A 19,477-nucleotide genomic window follows, 5' to 3' on the forward strand; every position below is an offset into this window, starting at 1 on the left:
CTAAAAGTTTCTTTCCTTAGACAGTCAGAAACCTATAGACGGAAAGCGGCGTGCGTCCGTTAAGGCGCGCTCAAAACGCCCACGGAAGAGTCAGGAGAGCCCAAAAACTCAGGGGACGTGAGGACGAATATTTCGCCTCAGTGTCCCAGGATCGCCTGCGCGATTTCGTCGGCGTCGCGGAGTGTCCTTTGCCCGCTGGCGTACGTGGGGCCGCCCGGCTGGAGCGCTTCCGCGGCGATGGCCGTGCCCCACTGGGTGGCCGAAAGTTGGAGGCCCAGCACATAGAGACCCTCGGTCACCGAGCCGTTGGCCGCCACCGGCCGGTACGGGTGGGGCGCCACGTCGAGCCCGGTGGCCTGCACCGGCGCACCTTCCGCCGTCATCATCAGCCGGGGCCGCACCATCCCGTCCGCGAGGAGCTGTTCCAGCAGCGGTGAAGCGTTCGCCGACACCCGGTTCGCCGGCGCGAGGGCCTCCACCATGGTCTTCGCCGCCACCGGCGGGCCTTTCACCCACGGAGAGACGGCGGTAAAGCGGCCTGTCCGGCGGTCCACGCTGAACCGGGGATCGGGCCCTACAAAACTGACCACGCCGGCGCGCGCCAGGGCAGCCAGCTGTTCAGCGCGCAGCGCGGGCGGCCCGCTGGCCAGGCCCTCCACAAACGACTCAAACCAGCCACGCAGGCCAGCCACCCAGGACTCATCGGTGATGCCGCCGTCGGCCACTGCCGTTTTCAGCACCGCGCGCCCATGGTGCAGCGCGCCGATGGCCATCTTTACCGGATCCTGCTCGCCCAGTGCTGAGCGGCGGGCGTCATCCAGCAAGTACTCGACGACGGCGGCATCCAGTTCAGCGCGCGATCCGAAGGACCTGCCCACCAGGGGAGACGCGAGGCCCGGCAGGTCCAGCCGGTGCCGCGGCCCGACGTGCACTGCAAGGACGCTCTCCACAGCGGCCTCCCAGTTGGCGGCGCTGTGGGCATGCGGCCGCAGCGCATCCTCCAGCGCGGCCAGGAACTCGGACGCGTCGGGGACGGCGGCCGGCTGCGAGCGCACCAGGGTGGAGTAGTAGGCCCAGAGGGTGTCTCGGTGCAGCAGGGGCCAGAGATCGTGGTCGAAACCCGGCCGGATTCCGGTGGCCGCGAACCGTTCCAGCGCGGCCTCGGTCAGGTACCGCAGGGTAACCGCCGCCGGGTAGTAGCCGGCCAGCGCGGCCTTGGCCCGGTACGGGGTGCCGCGGCGGGAGGCCGCAATGATCAGGGGCTCCTGGCCGGAAGGCTGATACTCGAGCCGGGTTCCGGCGTCGATGAACTTTCCGCCGCGGCCCTCCGTGAGCTGGCCCATCGCGTCGAAGAAGTTCAGCCCCATGCCCCGGACCAGGACCGGTTCGCCGGCCGGAACCGCGGCCCAGTCGACGTCCGCCGGGACGGCCGGCGGGAAGTAGCTCAGGCCCAGCTGTGCGGCCGCTGCCTGGAGTTCCCGCTGTTCCGGGTTCAGCCGGGACGCCAGGTGCCCCAAGGCGAGGACCACGGAATCGACCGTGAGGGAACCGCCGCCGGCGAGTCCGACGTCGAACGTTCCGGTGCTGGGGGTTGTCCCGCCTGGGGTACCGTCCCCTTGAGAGCCGTCCGCCGGGGCGCCATCCCCTGGCGTCCCCGCTGTTCCGTCGCGCGACGGGCGCACCGACACGGCCGTCGTTTCGTGGAAACTGATGGTGACGCCGTCGGGCAGTTTTGCCGTCAGCTCGTCCAGCGTGCAGCGCAGGTAGCGGCCGTACAGTGCCCGGCTGGGGAAGTCCCGCGATCCCAAGGCAGCCAGTTCGGACCGCTCGTCCAGCGTCAGGGCAGGCATCGGCTCACGCTGCTGCCGGGCACGCCAGCGGTCGAACGTGGTGCCCGCGACGGGCGGCGCCAGCCTGGGGTCTTCAGGGATTACCGTGGGATAGAAGGACTGGGTGTTCATGAGGTACAGCCGGGACTGGCCGGCCTGCCACACGTGCCCCGGACCTGCCGGATAAGGGTCGATGACGTCGATATGGAGGGATGCGGGGCCGGAGTGGGCAGCAGCGTGGGCGGCGGCGTGTGCGAGCAGGCGCTCCAGCACACTGGTTCCCCGCGGTCCGGCGCCGATGATGGCTGTCCGGATGCTCTTCGATTTACCCACGGCATCCAGAGTATCGGCATGCGCCGCAGGCACTTGACTTGCTTGCGGAGCGAAAATGTTGTTTGGATGGGGCGCATGACCACCACTGCAGCTGATCAAGCGCCCGGTTCATCGCCCGCCCCCGAACCCACTGATGAGAACGTCTGGCTGGAGGAGATCTACGGCGGGGCACCGCTTGCCTGGGTCCGGGAGCAGAACGCCCGCACCGAGGACCTTTTGGAGGACGCCGATTACGTAGGCCTGGAGGGAAGCATCCTGGAGGTGCTGGACTCCACGGACCGGATCGCCATGGTGGGCAAGCGCGGCGAGTGGTACTACAACTTCTGGAAGGACCAGGCGAACCCGAAGGGGCTGTGGCGCCGCACCACCTGGGAAAGCTACCTGACGGACTCCCCCGCCTGGGACGTGCTGCTGGATGTGGATGCCCTCGCCGCCGCCGAAGGTGAGGAGTGGGTCTTCCACGGTGCCACGTTCCTGCGCCCCGCCGCTGGCGACCCGTACCGCCTCGCGCTCCTGGCGCTCTCCCCCGACGGCGGCGACGCCAACCGCTACCGCGAGTTCGACGTCGGGACCCGCACCTTTGTTGACCCGGCAGACGGCGGTTTTGACCTGCCGACGGCGAAGGGGAACGTCTCGTGGCTGGACGCGGACACGCTGCTGGTTGCCTCCACGGCCGGGGACCTGCCGCGAACCGCATCCTCGTATGCCCGGACGGCTGTCACCCTGCGACGCGGCAACGCCCTTTCCGCGGCCGCCCGGCTTTTTGAGGTGCCGGAGGACCACATGATGGCCGTGGTGGCGCACGATTCCACTCCGGGTTTCGAGCGCACGTTCGCCGTGGACTACATCGATTTCTACAACCGCAGCACGTTCATCCGCTGGGACGACGCCTGGCTCGAGATCGATGCGCCGACAGATGTTAACCTCAGTGCGCACCGCGAATGGCTCCTGTTCCGGCCGCAGCAGGACTGGTCCCTTGAGGGCAACACGTACCCCGCCGGGTCGCTGTTGGCTGCGAAGTTCGAGGACTACCTTGCCGGGGCGCGGGATCTCTTGGTGCTGTTTACGCCGGATGCGCACATTTCGCTGCAGTCGTGGAGCTGGACGCGGAATTTCCTGCTGCTGAACCTGCTGCGGGACGTCTCGTCCGAGATCCGGGTGCTGGATCCCTCTGTTCCAAGCGTTGCGGCCGACGGGGGTGCGGCCGACGGGAGTGCGGCCGACGGGAGTGCGGCCGACGGCGGCGCCTGGGCTTCGTCGCTGCTGGATGCCTGCCCGCCGCTGCACGACGTCAACGCCTACGCGGTGGACGACGAAGATGAAGGACCGGCCGACGGCGGTGCGGGCGACGACTTCTGGCTGGTCGCCACCGGATTCACCACCCCCAGCACACTGATGCGCGGAAGCCTCACGCGGGATCCTGCCGGGACCGCCGGCTCCGGCGGGGGCGTTGCCGGGACGGCTGGCGTGGTGAGCAGCCATGCGGCAGTCAAGGCGTCGCCGTCGTTCTTTAATGACGACCAGTACGAGGTGCAGCAGCACTTCGCCGTCTCCGCAGACGGCACCCGCGTCCCCTACTTCCAGGTGGCCTCGCGGGACCTTGTCCTGGACGGGCAGAACCCCACGCAGCTCTCCGGCTACGGCGGCTTCGAAGTCTCCCGGACCCCTGCGTACAGCGGAACCGTCGGCAGGGCTTGGCTGGAGCGCAGGACCGCCACCTCCGGCGGGCCCGGCGAGGCAGCGCACTCCCGCGGCGGCGTCTACGTTGTGGCCAACATCCGCGGCGGCGGCGAATACGGGCCGTCCTGGCACCGGGCCGCGCTCAAGGAAAACCGGCACCGCGCCTTCGAGGACTTTGCCGCCGTGGCGCAGCACCTCGTCCACCGTGGCGTCACCTCCCGGGAGCGGCTTGGCTGCGTGGGCGGGTCCAACGGCGGGCTGCTGGTGGGCAACATGCTCACCACCTACCCGGAACTTTTCGGGGCTATCTCCTGCGGCGTTCCGCTGCTGGACATGAGGCGGTACACCAAGCTCTCCGCCGGGCACTCCTGGATCGCCGAATACGGCGACCCGGACGTGGCGGCGGAATGGGAGTACATCAAGACCTTCTCCCCGTACCACCTGCTCAAGGACGGCGTGGAGTACCCCGAAACATTCATCTGGACGGCCACATCGGACGACAGGGTGGGACCGGTCCAGGCCCGCAAGATGGCCGCCCGGATGCAGGCGATGGGCATCCCGAATGTCTGGTTCCACGAAGCGCTGGAAGGCGGCCACGCCGGAGCTTCGGACAACCGGCAGGCCGCCGCCCTGCAGGCCCGCAGCCAGCACTTCCTTTGGCGGACGCTGGCAGGGGGTTGAGCCCAGGGCACTGTTCCTGGGCCCGGCGCGAGGCATACCGTGGGGCAGGGCGCCGGGGCTGAGACAAGCGTTCGGTGGCCGTTTTGCACTGCGTGCCCCGTTCTGCGTATCCTTGGTGGGCTAGTAATAGCCATTGGAGACGTGCCAGAGCGGCCGAATGGGCTTCACTGCTAATGAAGTGTGGGGCACAACTCCACCGGGGGTTCAAATCCCCCCGTCTCCGCGTTTGGCCCCGGTCCTGGACCGGGGCCTTTTGCGTTCCCTGGGGAAGTGTTTTTATGCCACCAAACCCAAACTAGGTAGCAGTAACTGTCGTTATGAGCGCTCATAACGACAGTTACTGCTACCTACATGGGCGGGAGACGGGCGTGGTGCGCGGGCGGGAGTCGGTGCCTGGCGCGTGGCGCGTGGCGCGTGGAAAGTGGGGTGGGCTGGACAGGCTGGCGGTCCGGGGTGCGGACGCACGAGGCTCCACCCGTGCAGCCGGTGGCAGGATGGTGGAATGGCAGTAAGCAATTCCCCGGGCGCGGAATCCAGCACAAGCCAGGCGTGGAATCCACGCCTGGCGCTACTGGTGGCTGCCACATTCTTTATGGAGTTCCTGGACGGCACCATCCTCACCACCGCCATCCCCAACATCGCCAGCGACTTTGGCGTTCCAGCCGCCGACGTCAACATCACCATGACGGCCTACCTCATGACCGTGGCCATGGGAATCCCGCTCAGCGGCTGGCTTGCTGAACGCGTGGGGGCCCGCAAAGTATTCTGCTTCGCGATCGCCCTGTTCACACTGGCTTCACTGGCCTGCGCCATCAGCCCCGACCTGACCGTGCTGACGCTGAGCCGGATCCTGCAGGGCGCCGGTGGGGCCATGATGGTTCCTGTCGGCACCCTCCTGGTACTGCGCGGCACACCCAAATCGGAGCTTCTGCGGGCGACGGCTTTCCTGGTGTGGCCCGCGCTGCTGGCGCCCGTACTGGCGCCGCTCGTAGGCGGCGCGCTGACCACCTACCTGTCGTGGCACTGGATCTTCCTCATCAATTTGCCATTGGGGGCGGCCGCGTTCATCGCCGCACTCAGTCTGGTACCAGCCGGCGCCGGAGACAGGGCACGCAGGCTCGACTGGCTGGGCCTGTTCCTCACCACCACCGGAGTGGGCGCCCTGGTGGTGGGCCTTGAGCTGGCCACTGCCCACCCCGACGGTCCATGGGCAGCCATCGGCGCTGCTGCAGGGGTATGCGCCCTCGCGGCCGCCGTGCTGTGGATGAGGCGCGCCAAAAACCCTCTGTTTGATCTCAGTGTTTTTTCCACCCGAACATTCCGGGCCATGGCCACCGGCGGGTTCGTCTACCGCCTGACCATCAGTTCGGTGCCGTTCCTCCTGCCCCTGATGTTCCAGACCGGTTTCGGCTGGTCACCGCTGCACGCCGGAATCATGGTGGCGGCCGTGTTCATCGGCAACATCGGCATCAAGCCGGCCACCACGCCGCTGATCCGGCGTTTCGGTTTCCGGGCCATGCTGGTCTTCGGCTCCCTGGCATCGGCGGTGACCTTCGCCCTGTGCGCCCTGCTCACTCCGGACACGCCGCAGGCCCTGATCTTCGCCCTGCTCGTGTGCAGCGGGGCCTTCCGCTCCATTGGCTTCTCCGCCTACGCGTCGGTGCAGTACGCGGACATCGCACCCGCCCAGCTGACATCGGCCAATTCCGTGTCGGCGACCCTGGTGCAGCTCGCCGCAGGCGCCGGCATCGCCGTTGGTGCCCTGCTGATCCGGATTTTCGACGGCGTGGCGGCCTTCCCCGCGGATCACGCTGGCCCCTTCCGCGGAGCCTTCCTCACCATGGCCGTCCTGATGCTCTTCAGTACGGCGGACAGCCTGTCACTGCACCGGCATGCCGGCGCAGAGATCAGCCGGCCTGGGCAAGCACGAGCGGAAGAACAGCCCCCGCCCCCGCCTGGCGCAGGGCGCGTCCAGCCACGGTAACGGTCCACCGGCTGTCCACGAGGTCGTCGATCAGCATCACGCCCTGGCCACGAAGTGTTGCCATGGCGGCCTCCAACTCCGGGCCCACCATGACGCGGTCCCAAACACCGGCCAACCGGTACGCGCTGTTTCCGCCGCGGCTTCCAGTGGGTCCGCCGTGTCCCAGGGCCAGCTCGCCAAGGTAGGGGATCCTGCCGATTTCCGAAATTCCCTGGGCAAGGGAACGGACCAGTTCGGGCTTGCTGCGGGAAGGCATGCTGACGATCGCGGCCGGCCGGCCTGCACCGCTCCAGCCCGGGTTCCGGCCGTCACCGGTAGCCCATTCCCGCAGGACCTGGACACAGGCCTGCAGCATGGCAGGATCCACCGGCCGGTCTGCGGCGCCGGCCGCAAAGAGTTCCCGCAGCGCCCCGCCCCAGCCGAGATCGGTAAGCCTTGCCAGCACCCGGCCGTCCGCCAGTCCTTCGTCGGGCTTGATTTTTCCCTTGACCGGAACGCCCAAACGGTCCATGCCGCTGGGCCACTGCAGCCGTGCCTCCAGGACACCACCGGCGCGGGTGAGCGTCTGACCCGCCGCTGCCGTGGCGTCGTCGGCGATATCGGCCCGGAACCAGCGGCCGGCGCAGTTGTCGCACTTCCCGCAGGGATGCGCCGTCTCGTCGTCGAGGACCGAGGTGATGTATTCCATCCGGCACCCGGCGGTGTCCTGGTAGATCACCATGGAGTCCTGCTCGTCCACCCTGGCCTCGGCGATCCGGCGGTAACGCTCAGCGTCGTAGATCCAGGGCTGGCCGGTGGAACGCCACCCGCCGCCGACACGTTCCACGGCGCCATCCACGGCCAGGACCTTCAGCAGCAGCTCCAGCGGGGTGCGGCGGAGATCAACCCGGGCCTCCAACGCAACCGTTGACACGGCAGTGCCGGCCTCAGCCAACGACGTCAGCACTGCTGTGGCTTTCTCCTCCGATGGCATGGAAGCGGTGGCGAAGTACTGCCAGATATCCCGGTCTTCAGAACCCGGCAGCAACAGCACATCTGCGTTCGCCGCGCCACGGCCCGCACGGCCCACTTGCTGGTAGTACGCTACAGGGGAGGACGGCGCCCCGAGGTGGACGACGAAGCCAAGATCCGGTTTGTCGAAGCCCATGCCGAGCGCCGAGGTGGCAACCAACGCCTTGACCTGGTTGTCCTTGAGCATCTGCTCTGCGCGCTCCCGGTCCGCGGGATCGGTCCTGCCGGTATAGGCCTGCACGGTGTGCCCGGCTTCGGCGAGAAGCCTGGCGGTGTCCTCCGCGGCTGAGACTGTCAGCGTGTAGATGATGCCGCTGCCGGGCAGATCGGCCAGGTGCGTCAGGAGCCAGCCCAGCCGTTCGCGGGAATTCGGCAAAGTGAGGACGCCCAGGCGCAGGGAATCCCTGCCCAGGGTTCCGCGGATAGTGAGGACGCCCGCGCCCAGCTGTTCCTCGATGTCGTGGACCACGCGCGAGTTGGCCGTGGCGGTGGTGGCCAGGACAGGGACGGACTCCGGCAGTTGGGTGATCAGGTCAGCGATCCTGCGGTAGTCCGGCCGGAAGTCATGGCCCCAGTCCGAAATACAGTGTGCCTCGTCAATAACCAGCAGGCCCGTCCGCCGGATGAGCTCCGGCAGCTGGTTCTCACGGAAGGACGGGTTGGTGAGCCGTTCCGGCGAAACCAGCAGCACGTCGACTTCATCAGCGGCGAGCTGTTCCCGGACGGTGTCCCATTCCAGCTGGTTCGCGGAGTTGATGGCCACTGCACGCACTCCGGCGCGGGCGGCGGCAGCCACCTGGTCCCGCATCAGGGCGAGCAGCGGCGAAACGATCAGAGTAGGGCCGGCCCCGCGGCGCCGGAGCAGCAGGGACGCCACAAAGTACACCGCCGATTTTCCCCAACCGGTGCGCTGGACCACCAAAGCCCGCCGGCCGCCGTCGACCAGCGCTTCAATCGCCTCAAACTGTCCGTCATGGAAATCCGCCGCCGGATGCCCCACGAGTTCGCGGAGAACCTCCAACGCCTGGCTCTTTGTGGCGGACGGTGAGTCGCGGGAAGCGGAAAGAAGGGCGGCGTTCTGGGTATCGACCATTGATTCAGTATCCCAGCCCCCACCGACACCCATAAAGCCGGGACCGCCGTATGTGGACAACCGTGAACGTCCGCGGGTCCACGTAAGATAAGACCCGTGACTAGCGAACAGACAAAAACTTTTGACCTCTCGGCATCCTTCAAGGCCTACGACGTCCGGGGCATCGTGGGCGAATCCATCACCGCTGAAATCGTCGAAGCCGTGGGCGCCGCGTTCGTTGATGTGCTGGAACTGGAGGGCCAGACGATCCTGGTAGGCGGCGACATGCGTCCCTCCTCCCCCGAGTTCGCCAAGGCATTCGCCGACGGCGCAGCCACCCGCGGCGCCGACGTCAAGCTCCTTGACCTGATTTCCACCGATGAGCTCTACTACGCCTGCGGCTCCCTCAACGCTGCCGGCGCCACGTTCACCGCCAGCCACAACCCTGCCGAATACAACGGCATCAAAATGTCGAAGGCCGGCGCGCAGCCCATCTCCTCCGAATCAGGCCTCAAAGAGATCCAGGCCCGCGCCGAGCAGTACCTCAACGAAGGGTCCATCCCGGCGGCCCCCGTCCGAGGCCTGATCGGCGTCCACGACGTCCTGAAGGACTACTCCGAGTACCTCCGCCAGCTGGTGGACCTCTCCGGATCCCGGCCGCTGAAGGTAGTTGTGGACGCAGGCAACGGCATGGCCGGCCTCACCACTCCGGCGGTGCTGGGCGACGCCCTCCTGCCCAAGCTGCCGTTCGAGATCATTCCACTCTACTTCGAGCTGGACGGCTCCTTCCCGAACCACCCGGCCAACCCCCTCGAGCCGGAAAACCTCCGCGACCTGCAGGCCGCCGTCATTGAGCACGGCGCCGATATCGGCCTGGCATTCGACGGCGACGCCGACCGCTGCTTCGTCATCGACCAAAATGGTGAGCCCGTGTCGCCATCAGCCGTCACCGGTATGGTGGCACGCCGCGAAATCGCCCGCGCCCAGGCGCAGGGCGAGGCAACGCCCACCGTCATCCACAACCTGCTCACCTCCCGTGCAGTGCCCGAACTGGTAGAGCACGACGGCGGCCGCGCCGTCCGCACGCGCGTGGGCCACTCGTTCATCAAGGCAGTCATGGCCGAGGAAGGTGCAGTGTTCGGCGGCGAGCACTCTGCCCACTTCTACTTCCGCGACTTCTGGAACGCAGACACCGGGATGCTGGCGGCAATGCACGTGCTCGCTGCCCTCGGCGAGCAGGACGGACCGCTGTCCGAGCTCGGCCGCGAGTACGAGCCCTATGTCTCCTCCGGTGAGATCAACTCCGAAATCGAGGACAAGGCCGGCGCCGTAGAGCGCGTCCGCACCGACTTCGCCGCCGAGGACATCACCGTGGACACCATGGACGGCAGCACATTCACGGCCAATGACGGCAGCTTCTGGTTCAACCTGCGCCCGTCCAACACCGAGCCCTTCCTCCGCCTGAACGTGGAAGCAACGGACCGGGCCACGATGGAACGCGTCCGGGACCGCGTGCTCTCCAATGTCAGGCGCTAAACCGAAGATGGCCCACGAAGCCACGGACGGCCCGGCTGCGGTGGCTTCGTGGCGGGATTCCGTTCCGGAGGCCTCGGCCACGGACCTGGAAAACCTGCTGGGCATAGGCGTCGGCGCAGCCCAGGAACAGCTCGAGCGAAACGGCGGCTTCCTGCCGTTCGCACTGGTGGTGGAGAACGACGGCGAAGTCCGCCTCGTGGCCGTCACACCGGCTGATGCCCAGGACGGCTCCGACGGTGACTTCGACGCGGACACGATGATCAGCGACCTCACCGAACTGCTCCGGCAGAACCGTGCTGATTTCCGCGCAGCCGCAATTGTCTGCGACATCCTCTTGGTCGAGGAAGAAACAGATGCCATCCATGTAGCTGCTGAACACCGCGACGGATCCGTTTTCGCCGCGGTCCTCCCTTACGCCGCCAACACCGGGACCCACGAACGGGAGTTTGGCCAGCTCGCCGCTGACACCAGCGAACCCACCGTCTGGGTGGACTAGACCGCGCCCCGGTTGCCATGAAAATCAACGCCTTCGCAGACGTCAGCCTCCGGGCGCTGATGGTTCTGGCCGCCGCGCCCGGGGCGACCCTCCTGACCACGCAGAACATCGCCGATGCCGTGGGCACACCGTACAACCACGTCAGCAAGGCGATGGCCAGGCTGCGCAGCCTGGGCCTGATCGAGGTAGAGCGTGGCAGGTCGGGCGGATCCAGGCTCAGCTCCGCTGGCCGCCGGGCAACGGCGGGCCAGGTCCTGCGGGCCCTGGACACCCGGACGGACGCCGCCGACTGTGTCGCTCCGGGCGGCGACTGCCCGCTGATCCATGAATGCAGGCTTCGCGCCGCGCTGGCCCGCGCCCGTGAAGCGTTTTACCGGGAACTTGATGCAGTGGTTGTGGCCGAACTTCCAGGCTCGCGGCAGATGACACCCGTCTTCCAGATGATCGGCCTGCGCCCCGGCCTGTAGCCCGGCGCCGAGCCCACATCCCCCACCGATTTGATTCCAACTTCTACGAGGTGTAGAACTTGGGGTACGAATATACGCATTTCAAATGTAAGTATTCATATTGACCGGACGAAAACCCGGTCCCCTATCGCAGGAGTACACATGCTCTCGGACAAATCCCGCCCCGTCATTGAGGCCACCCTGCCGCTCGTCGGTTCCCGGATCGGCGCCATCACTCCCAAGTTCTATGCACGGCTGTTCGCCGCCCACCCGGAACTGTTGGATGGCCTGTTCAGCCGCTCCAACCAGCGCTCGGGCAACCAACAGCAGGCGCTGGCCGGAAGCATCGCCGCTTTCGCCACGCACCTGGTCAACAACCCCGGCACCCTCCCCGAAACCGTGCTTTCCCGCATCGCCCACCGGCACGCGTCGCTCGGCATCACTGAGCCCCAGTACCAGGTGGTCTACGAGCACCTCTTCGCCGCCATCGCCGAGGACCTCGCCGAGGTCATCACGCCTGAAATCGCCGAGGCCTGGACCGAGGTCTACTGGCTGATGGCCGATGCCCTGATCAAGATCGAAAAGGGCCTCTACGCCATCCAGGCGAACGACAAAATGTGGACCCCGTGGCGGGTCGCCTCCAAGACTTTTGCGGGCACCGGCGCCATGACCTTCACCCTTGAACCCGCGGACGACACCCCCATCACCCGCGCGCTGCCCGGCCAGTACGTGAGCGTCAAGGTGCAACTCCCGGACGGGCTGCGCCAGGTCCGGCAGTACTCACTCTCCGATGACGCCGGCACCGGCCGCACCTTCACCACCAAGCTGGACGACGACGGCGAGGTGTCCCCGGTGCTGCACCGCGGCGTCGGAGTCGGTGACATCCTGGAACTCTCCAACCCCTACGGCGAGATCACCCTCAAGGACGGCGACGGTCCGGTGGTCCTGGCATCGGCCGGCATCGGCTGCACGCCGACGGCGTCGATCCTCCGGTCACTCGCCGAGTCGGGCTCCGACCGGCAGGTGCTGGTGCTGCATGCGGAAAGCACACTGGACAGCTGGGCGCTGCGCGGTCAGATGACGGACGACGTCGAACGCCTAGCGGGTGCCGACCTCCAGCTGTGGCTTGAAGAGCCACGCCCCGGGGCCAACGAGGGGTTTATGTCACTGCGTGAAGTCGACCTGCCGGCCAACGCGTCGTTGTACCTCTGCGGACCGCTGCCGTTTATGAAGCACATCCGCAACGAGGCCATCAACGCCGGCATCCCGGCCACGAGGATCCACTACGAGGTCTTCGGACCGGACATCTGGCTGGCTTCCTAACCCCGCTCATAGGAGTTTTTGTCCAGATATCGCGTCCAAGCGGGGCATTTGGCGGGATTATCTGGACAAAAACTCATGGAGACGGACGACGGCGGCCCCGCACCTTTCTTGCAAAAGGTGCGGGGCCGCCGTTGTACTTTGCAGTGGGGATCAGCCCAGGCGGGCCTTCAGGCCGGCAAGCTCGGACTGCAGCGCCTCGGGGAGGGAATCGCCGAAGTTGGCGTACCATTCCTCGATGGACGCGAGCTCGGTGGCCCACTCGGCCGGGTCAACGCGGACAGCTTCCTCGACCTGGGCCGGCGTCATGTCCAGGCCCTTGAGGTCGATGGATTCGGCGGTGGGAACAAAGCCGATCGGCGTCTCGACGGCGTCTGCCTTGCCTTCCAGGCGTTCGATGGCCCACTTGAGGACGCGGGCGTTGTCGCCGAAGCCGGGCCAGGCGAAGCCACCCTCGGCCGTGCGGCGGAACCAGTTGACCAGGAAGATCTTGGGCAGGCGCTCCGGGTTGCCCTTGGCGGACAGGTTCACCCAGTGGTTGAGGTAGTCGCCGGCGTCGTAGCCCATGAACGGCAGCATGGCCATGGGGTCGCGGCGGACCACGCCCACCGCACCGGCTGCCGCGGCAGTGGTCTCGGAGGACAGCGTGGAACCCATGAAGATGCCGTTTGACCAGCTGCGCGCCTCGGTCACCAGGGGGATGGTTGTCTTGCGGCGGCCGCCGAACAGGATCGCGGAAAGCTCCACGCCGTCGGGGTTGTTGTACTCCTCGGCCAGCATGTCGATCTGGTCGATCGGCGTGCAGAAGCGCGAGTTCGGGTGGGCTGCGGGCTTGTCCGAATCCGAGGTCCAGGAGTTGCCCTGCCAGTCGGTCAGGTGAGCGGGCACTTCCTCAGTCATGCCCTCCCACCACACGCCGCCGTCGTCGGTCAGTGCCACGTTGGTGAAGATGCTGTTGCCCTTGGCGATGGCGCGCATCGCGTTGGGGTTGGTGCCCCAGCCGGTGCCCGGAGCCACGCCGAAGAGGCCTGCCTCGGGGTTGACGGCGCGGAGCTCGCCTTCCTTGCCGAAACGCATCCAGGTGATGTCGTCACCGAGCGTCTCCACCTTCCAGCCTTCGATGGTGGGATCGAGCAGCGCGAGGTTGGTCTTGCCGCAGGCGGACGGGAAGGCAGCCGAGACGTAGTAGGTCTTCTGCTCGGGCGAGGTCAGCTTCAGGATGAGCATGTGCTCGGCCAGCCAGCCTTCGTCGCGGGCCATCACAGAGGCGATACGGAGGGCGTAGCATTTCTTGCCGAGCAGCGCGTTTCCGCCATAGCCGGAGCCGAAGGACCAGATGGAGCGCTCCTCCGGGAAGTGAACGATCCACTTGTCCGTGTTGCACGGCCATGGCACGTCCGCCTGGCCTGCTTCGAGCGGCGCACCCAGGGAGTGGAGGGCCGGCACGAAGAATGCGTTGGTCTCAGTGATGCGGTTCAGCACGTCGGTGCCGATGCGGGCCATGATGCGCATCGAGGCAACAACGTAGGCGCTGTCGGTGATCTCCACGCCGAACTTGGGATCCTCAGCGTCGAGGTGTCCCATCACGAACGGGATGACGTACATGGTGCGTCCGCGCATGGAGCCGGCAAAAAGCCCACGCAGCTTTTCCTTCATCGCAGCCGGGGCCATCCAGTTATTGGTGAAGCCGGCGTCGTGCTTCTTCTCGGAGCAGATGAAGGTCTGTTCTTCCACACGGGCTACGTCCGCGGGATCAGAGAATGCAGCGAAAGAGTTGGGGAAGAGCTCCTGGTTCAGGCGCGTCAGCGTTCCTGCTGCGACGAGTTCATCGGTAAGACGCGTGTTTTCCTGTTCGGAGCCGTCAACCCAGTGGATCCGGTCGGGCTGCGTGAGTCCAGCAACCTCTTCGACCCATGCCAGCAGGCCAGCATGCGTGGTGGGTGCTTTCTCAAGCAGCGGCAGTCGTGCGAGATCGCCCATTGCGGTTCCCTTCCTCGGGGTCATCGGTGTGGACTAAATGCTATTGGCCGCCCAAGGGCGCGATGGGAGGTCAGCGGTGCACGTTCGTGATCGTTGGAGCCGAAAACCGCGCAAATTCAAGGAAAACCACGCCCAAACGACTGTATTTAAGTGACGAAGGTCTCCTAGACCGGTCTAGTCAGCTAGATTACATGCCTCTCGATTTGGTACTCCGGGCAACCCTCGCGTAAAGTAATTCGAGGTTCGGGGAGCAAGAAACTCCGCGAAACACAAAATGCGCCCATAGCTCAGCTGGATAGAGCGTCTGTCTACGGAACAGAAGGCCGGGGGTTCGAATCCCTCTGGGCGCACAGAGAAAGGCCTGTATCGGTTCGCCGATACAGGCCTTTTGTCGTTAAGCGCAGCGCCGCTTTCCTGCCACCGGCCTCAGCTTCAGGAACAGCCCGGCCACCCGCGCCTTGCCAGCTTCCCAGCGGAAATGCGTCACTTTTGGTAGCAAACCCCCGCGCTGCCCCTGGATTCGCGCGGGCGAGCCCGCCCTAACACGGTCAAAAGTTACGCAGTTCTGCAGTCACCGGAATGACGACGACGGCGCTCCCCGCCTCCCGCGAGGCGGGCGTAGGCTGGACGAATGACGCCTGAAACGCTGCAACGTGAATTCGATGTCATTGTGATCGGTGCTGGTGCCGTGGGGGAAAACGTCGCCGACCGGGTGGTCCAGGGCGGCCTGACGGCTGTCCTTGTTGAAGCCGAACTGGTGGGCGGCGAATGCTCGTATTGGGCCTGCATGCCGTCCAAAGCCCTGCTCCGCCCCGGCACCGCCCTGCACGGCGCTCAGACGGTACCCGGCGCGGCGGAAGCCGTCACCCTGACACTGAATGCAGCGGCAGTCCTGAAGCGCCGGGACTATTTCACCGCAAACTGGCAGGACGACAGCCAGGTGAAGTGGCTGGAAGATACCGGGATTGAGCTGATCCGTGGCCACGGCTGGATCACCGCGCCGCGCACCGTTGAAGTAGCCGGGCTGGACGGCAACACTTACGAGCTCAAGGCGCGTCACGCCGTCGTACTCGCCACCGGCTCTACGCCAACCACACCTCCCATCGACGGGCTGGCGGACCTGCAGGTCTGGGGCACACGCGAAGCCACCTCGGCCAAGGAGGTACCGGAGCGCCTGGCTGTAATCGGCGGGGGCGTCGCGGGCAGCGAGCTGGCGCAGGCATTCGCACGCCTGGGCTCGGACGTGACGCTGGTGGCCAGGAGCGGCCTGCTGGGCACGTTCCCCGCAGAGGCCAGCAAACTTGTGGTCGCGGGGCTGCGCGCGGACGGCGTGGCGGTCCGCCTCAACACGTCCACCGAAAGTGTCCGGGAAAACGACGACGGCACGTTCACCCTGACACTTCAGGACCAGACGACGGACGGCCGCACCACCGTCATTGCGGACAAAGTCCTCGTTTCAACAGGCCGGCATCCCGCCCTCGAAGGCCTCGGCCTGGAAAGCCTGGGCTTCGAGGCGCAGGACGTGCAGCCACTGAAACTCACCACCGACTCCACTGGACTAGTCCAGGGCGTCCCGGACGTCCCGGGTACCCCGGGCGAGAACGGCGTGGAAGGCGAGAACCCCTGGCTTTACGCTGTTGGCGACGCCGCCGGCAGAAATTTCTTAACGCACCAGGGCAAGTACGAGGCCCGGGCTACCGGCGACGCCATCGCGGCCCGAGCCAAGGGCGAGCTCAGCGGCGTCCCCGCGGCCTGGAGCCGGTACGCCCAGACCGCCAACCAGCATGCCGTCCCGAACGTGGTGTTCACCGATCCCGAACTGGCGGCCGTCGGGCGCACAGTGGAGCAGGCAAAGCAGGACGGTTACAACGTGTCGTCCGTGGAGCTGCCAATCCAAGTGTCGGGTTCGTCCCTGCATTCGGAACACTACGAAGGCTGGGCGCAACTGGTGGTGGACGAGGACCGGCGGGTCCTGCTCGGCGCCACCTTCGCGGGCCCGGACGTGGGCGAACTGCTGCACGCGGCCACCATCGCAGTGGTGGGCGAGGTCCCGCTGGAGCGGCTGTGGCATGCGGTGCCATCGTTTCCCACGGTCAGCGAGGTGTGGCTGCGGCTCCTGGAGAAGTACGGCTTGTAGGAGAGGCCGCAAGTGTCCGCTCGCGCTGGCCTACTTCACCCGCGCCTCCTCCACACTCACTATTTGAACTGACCAGTCAGTTCAGTTAGGCTGAAGGTGGACATACACCGTCGAAAGGCCATTTTTGCTCTCCGTACAGCAGCTCCTTGTGAAGGGCCGGCGCGACGATTTGCTTCCGCCCACCTCTCTGCGGGTCGGCCGGGGTGAGCTCCTCCTCGTCACCGCCGAACGCCAGGACCAGCGGACAGCCCTTGCCCTGACCATCAGCGGGCGCATGAAACCCACTGGCGGCCGGATGTCCTGGGACGCCAACGAACGCACCAAATCCCTCCGCCTCGCGAGCGCCCTGGTGGATTCCCCCAACGTGAATGAGCCCGAGCAGCACCTCAGTGTCCGGGACCTTGTCACCGAGGACCTCGCCCTGATTCCCCGCCGCTACCGCGGCGCGCTGCTGAGCAAGCCCTGGCTCAAAGTCAACAGTTTCGAGGACATCGCGGACCTGTGGACGGAGCAGCTGGCGCCGGACCGGCGCATTGAACTGCTGACGGCCCTGGCCCTCGCCAACCCGCACACGGACCTCCTGGTGGTGGACTCCCCCGACAGGCACGGTGCCCACGCTGCGGACTGGCTCCCGCGGCTTGAGGAGCTGGCGTACGACGCCGGCCGGCCGCTCGCCGTCGTCGTCACCGTTACTGCCCTCCCGGCAGGGTGGACGGGACCGGCCACGGTGATCGGTAACGCCGTCCCGGACGTGGACGAAGCCCCCGATGCGCCGACTCTCACAGACGAAGAAACCGAATCCCTCTTACTCGAAACCGAGGATGCCAAGTGACCGTGCTGCGGCTGGCCCGTTCCGAACTCAAGCGGATGACCGGCGGGTTGCTGCCGAAGCTGACCATCCTGGCCCTGATCATGGTGCCGCTCCTGTACGGGGCCGTGTACCTGTACGCCAACTGGAATCCCTACGGGAACCTGAACCAGATCGAGGCCGCCCTGGTGGTGGAAGACACCGGCGCCACGTCCAGCGACGGCACCGAGCTCCAGGCGGGCAAGAAGGTGGCGGACGGCCTGGTGGAGGGGAACGTCTTCAACTGGCAGGCGGTCCCCTCGGCGGCCGAGGCCGACGCAGGGGTCAGCAGCGGCAAGTACGCGTTTGCACTGAAAATCCCGGCAGAATTCTCCACAAACCTGGTCTCGCCCGGCAGCTTCGATTCGGCCAGCCAGGCGATGCTGAACGTCACCACCAACGATGCCAACAACTACCTGCTGAGCACCATCGTGGACAAGCTGACCACCGCGGTGCACACAACGGTGGCCAAGGAAGTGGGTGAAGAGACGGCGAACCAGCTGCTCACCGGCTTCGGCACCATCCACGCCCAGATGCTCAAGGCCGCAGACGGCGCCGGGCAGCTGACGGACGGCATGGCCAACCTCCGCGACGGGACGGTCACCCTGCATACGGGCACCAGCGAGCTCAGCGCAGGAGCCGGTGAGCTGTACAACGGCCAGCTGAAATTGCGGGACGGGGCCAATCAGCTGACCGACGGCGCCGGGCAGCTCAGCAGCGGGCTCTCCGTCCTGAAGGACAGCACCGCCACGCTGCCCACCGACACCCGGACGCTGGCCAACGGCGCGGCCCAGGTTGCCGCGGGGAACGCCCAGCTCAATACCAAGGTCCAGGACGTCGTCACGCAGCTTGATGCCGCGGACCAAGGACTCCGGACGCGCGTGATCGAATCGAATGCCCGCCTGGTCGCCTCCGAAGTGATCACCCAGGTGCAGGCAGACAAAATCCTGGCCGACTTCGATACGGTGGCAGCCTCCAGCCCCGTAGCCGCGGCGAAAACCCGGATCCAGGCCGACGCCACCCAGATCCAGCAGCTCGCGGACGGCTCCGAAGCCGTGAGCGTCGGCGCAGCTCAGCTGGCCACGGCCACCCCTGCGCTGAAGGACGCCATTATTCAGGCTTCCGGTGGCGCTGACCAGCTCCACACCGGGGCGGCCACGCTGGCCACCGGCGAGCAGACTGCGCTCGACGGCGCCGGACGCCTCGCGGAAGGGGCGCAAACGCTCGACGCCGGTGCGGGGCAGCTGGAAGCCGGGGCCGGCACTGCCGCTGACGGCTCACGGACGCTGACCGACGAAATTGCCAAGGGAGCCGGGCAGGTGCCCAACCCGGACGATTCGCAGAAGAGTAGCCTCTCAGAGGTGATTGCCGATCCCGTTGCGGTCAGCAATGTCTCCCAGGCAAAGGCGGACTCCTACGGCGCGGGGCTGGCACCGTTCTTCCTGACGCTCGCCTTGTGGATCGGCATCTTCATGCTGGTCCAGGCGATGCGGCCCATCACCCAGCGGGCCCTGGCGTCGAACGCCCCGGCCTGGAAAATCGCCGTCGGCGGCTGGCTTCCGTTCCTTGCCGTTTCGGTGGTGCAGGCTAGCCTGCTGACCCTCGTGGTGAACCTGGCGTTGGGCCTCAACCCCGCGCATCCGGTGCTGATGTGGCTGTTTATGCTGGCCGCGGCCATGGCCTTCAGCGCCATCATCCAAGGCATCGTGGCGCTGCTGGGGTCACCCGGCAAGCTGGTGGTGCTGATCCTGCTGGTGCTACAGCTGGTGTCCTCGGGCGGCACGTTCCCCTGGCAGACCACCCCGCAGCCTCTCCATGTTGTCCACGAAATCCTGCCCATGGGCTACGTGGTCACGGGCATGCGGCACCTCATCTACGGCGCGGACCTGTCCGGGATCGTGCCCACTGTCCTGGGGCTGCTCGGCTACACGTTGCTGGGCGCGGCGATGTCCACGTTTGCTGTCCGGAAGCATAAGTACTGGACACTCAAAACGCTCAAACCGGAGATCGCGGTATGAGCCCGCCCGCGCCGGGATCTGGGGTGCACGATCCTGGCGTGCCTGAGCCTGGGGTGCACGAGCCTGGCGTGCATGATCCTGGCGTGCATGATCCCGTGGGGCACGAT

Annotated in this window: 12 protein-coding genes and 2 tRNA genes; 11 read left to right on the forward strand and 3 right to left on the reverse strand. The window is 66.6% G+C overall.

The features are described 5' to 3' along the window. Positions 1-137: 137 nt before the first annotated feature. Positions 138-2,162, reverse strand: coding sequence for an FAD/NAD(P)-binding protein (locus tag NG697_RS07410; protein WP_252613927.1), 2,025 nt, complete (start codon positions 2,160-2,162; stop codon positions 138-140). 75 nt (positions 2,163-2,237) lie between these two features. On the opposite strand from NG697_RS07410, the gene NG697_RS07415 reads away from it, so the two are divergent. From NG697_RS07415 to NG697_RS07425, 3 genes are all read left to right on the forward strand, one after another. Then, positions 2,238-4,523, forward strand: a complete 2,286-nt coding sequence (locus NG697_RS07415) for a prolyl oligopeptidase family serine peptidase (protein ID WP_252599738.1) — start codon at positions 2,238-2,240, stop codon at positions 4,521-4,523. Positions 4,524-4,658: 135 nt separating this feature from the next. Next, positions 4,659-4,746 (forward strand) — tRNA-Ser (locus NG697_RS07420). 279 nt (positions 4,747-5,025) lie between these two features. Next, entirely contained in the window at positions 5,026-6,507 is a 1,482-nt protein-coding gene (locus tag NG697_RS07425; RefSeq protein ID WP_252599740.1) for an MFS transporter, read from the forward strand. Here the strand turns inward: NG697_RS07425 and NG697_RS07430 are convergent. Beyond that, a complete protein-coding gene (locus tag NG697_RS07430; RefSeq protein ID WP_252599742.1) occupies positions 6,431-8,611 on the reverse strand; it encodes a RecQ family ATP-dependent DNA helicase in 2,181 nt (726 codons plus the stop codon). The two genes, NG697_RS07425 and NG697_RS07430, sit on opposite strands and share 77 nt — an antisense overlap. A 96-nt stretch (positions 8,612-8,707) precedes the next feature. On the opposite strand from NG697_RS07430, the gene NG697_RS07435 reads away from it, so the two are divergent. The 4 genes from NG697_RS07435 to NG697_RS07450 all read left to right on the forward strand — a co-directional run bounded on the left by NG697_RS07435 (position 8,708) and on the right by NG697_RS07450 (position 12,391). Continuing rightward, complete coding sequence (locus tag NG697_RS07435) at positions 8,708-10,126, forward strand: phosphomannomutase/phosphoglucomutase (RefSeq protein WP_252599743.1); 1,419 nt, start codon at positions 8,708-8,710, stop codon at positions 10,124-10,126. 7 nt (positions 10,127-10,133) lie between these two features. Continuing rightward, on the forward strand, positions 10,134-10,622 hold the full coding sequence (locus NG697_RS07440; protein WP_252599744.1) for a hypothetical protein: 489 nt from the start codon (positions 10,134-10,136) through the stop codon (positions 10,620-10,622). Positions 10,623-10,639: 17 nt separating this feature from the next. Next, entirely contained in the window at positions 10,640-11,089 is a 450-nt protein-coding gene (locus NG697_RS07445) for an RrF2 family transcriptional regulator (protein ID WP_252599746.1), read from the forward strand. A gap of 141 nt (positions 11,090-11,230) precedes the next feature. Beyond that, positions 11,231-12,391, forward strand: coding sequence for a globin domain-containing protein (locus tag NG697_RS07450; RefSeq protein ID WP_252599747.1), 1,161 nt, complete (start codon positions 11,231-11,233; stop codon positions 12,389-12,391). A gap of 150 nt (positions 12,392-12,541) precedes the next feature. Here NG697_RS07450 and NG697_RS07455 read toward each other — a convergent pair whose 3' ends face one another. Next, positions 12,542-14,368 (reverse strand): phosphoenolpyruvate carboxykinase (GTP), encoded by a 1,827-nt coding sequence (locus NG697_RS07455; RefSeq protein ID WP_252613929.1) that lies wholly within the window; start codon positions 14,366-14,368, stop codon positions 12,542-12,544. A 276-nt stretch (positions 14,369-14,644) separates the two neighbouring features. On the opposite strand from NG697_RS07455, the gene NG697_RS07460 reads away from it, so the two are divergent. The 4 genes from NG697_RS07460 (at position 14,645) to NG697_RS07475 (ending at position 19,370) form a co-directional block, all read left to right on the forward strand. Beyond that, a tRNA-Arg gene (locus tag NG697_RS07460) sits at positions 14,645-14,718 on the forward strand. A 281-nt stretch (positions 14,719-14,999) separates the two neighbouring features. Next, a complete protein-coding gene (locus tag NG697_RS07465) occupies positions 15,000-16,505 on the forward strand; it encodes a dihydrolipoyl dehydrogenase family protein (RefSeq protein WP_252613931.1) in 1,506 nt (501 codons plus the stop codon). Positions 16,506-16,629: 124 nt separating this feature from the next. After that, positions 16,630-17,337, forward strand: a complete 708-nt coding sequence (locus tag NG697_RS07470) for a sugar ABC transporter ATP-binding protein (RefSeq protein WP_252599752.1) — start codon at positions 16,630-16,632, stop codon at positions 17,335-17,337. Then, positions 17,334-19,370, forward strand: coding sequence for a YhgE/Pip family protein (locus NG697_RS07475; protein WP_252613933.1), 2,037 nt, complete (start codon positions 17,334-17,336; stop codon positions 19,368-19,370). The genes NG697_RS07470 and NG697_RS07475 overlap by 4 nt, the downstream gene beginning before the upstream one ends. Positions 19,371-19,477: the final 107 nt, after the last annotated feature.

It is taken from the genome of Pseudarthrobacter raffinosi, from assembly GCF_023913835.1.
Lineage (GTDB): Bacteria > Actinomycetota > Actinomycetes > Actinomycetales > Micrococcaceae > Arthrobacter > Arthrobacter raffinosi.

Bases quoted from the DNA above. Each gene is read 5' to 3' on its own strand.
- NG697_RS07415 (WP_252599738.1), top strand. From the start codon at position 2,238: ATGACCACCACTGCAGCTGATCAAGCGCCCGGTTCATCGCCCGCCCCC.
- NG697_RS07425 (WP_252599740.1), top strand. From the start codon at position 5,026: ATGGCAGTAAGCAATTCCCCGGGCGCGGAATCCAGCACAAGCCAGGCG.
- NG697_RS07430 (WP_252599742.1), bottom strand. From the start codon at position 8,611: ATGGTCGATACCCAGAACGCCGCCCTTCTTTCCGCTTCCCGCGACTCA.
- NG697_RS07440 (WP_252599744.1), top strand. From the start codon at position 10,134: ATGGCCCACGAAGCCACGGACGGCCCGGCTGCGGTGGCTTCGTGGCGG.
- NG697_RS07445 (WP_252599746.1), top strand. From the start codon at position 10,640: ATGAAAATCAACGCCTTCGCAGACGTCAGCCTCCGGGCGCTGATGGTT.
- NG697_RS07450 (WP_252599747.1), top strand. From the start codon at position 11,231: ATGCTCTCGGACAAATCCCGCCCCGTCATTGAGGCCACCCTGCCGCTC.
- NG697_RS07455 (WP_252613929.1), bottom strand. From the start codon at position 14,368: ATGGGCGATCTCGCACGACTGCCGCTGCTTGAGAAAGCACCCACCACG.
- NG697_RS07465 (WP_252613931.1), top strand. From the start codon at position 15,000: ATGACGCCTGAAACGCTGCAACGTGAATTCGATGTCATTGTGATCGGT.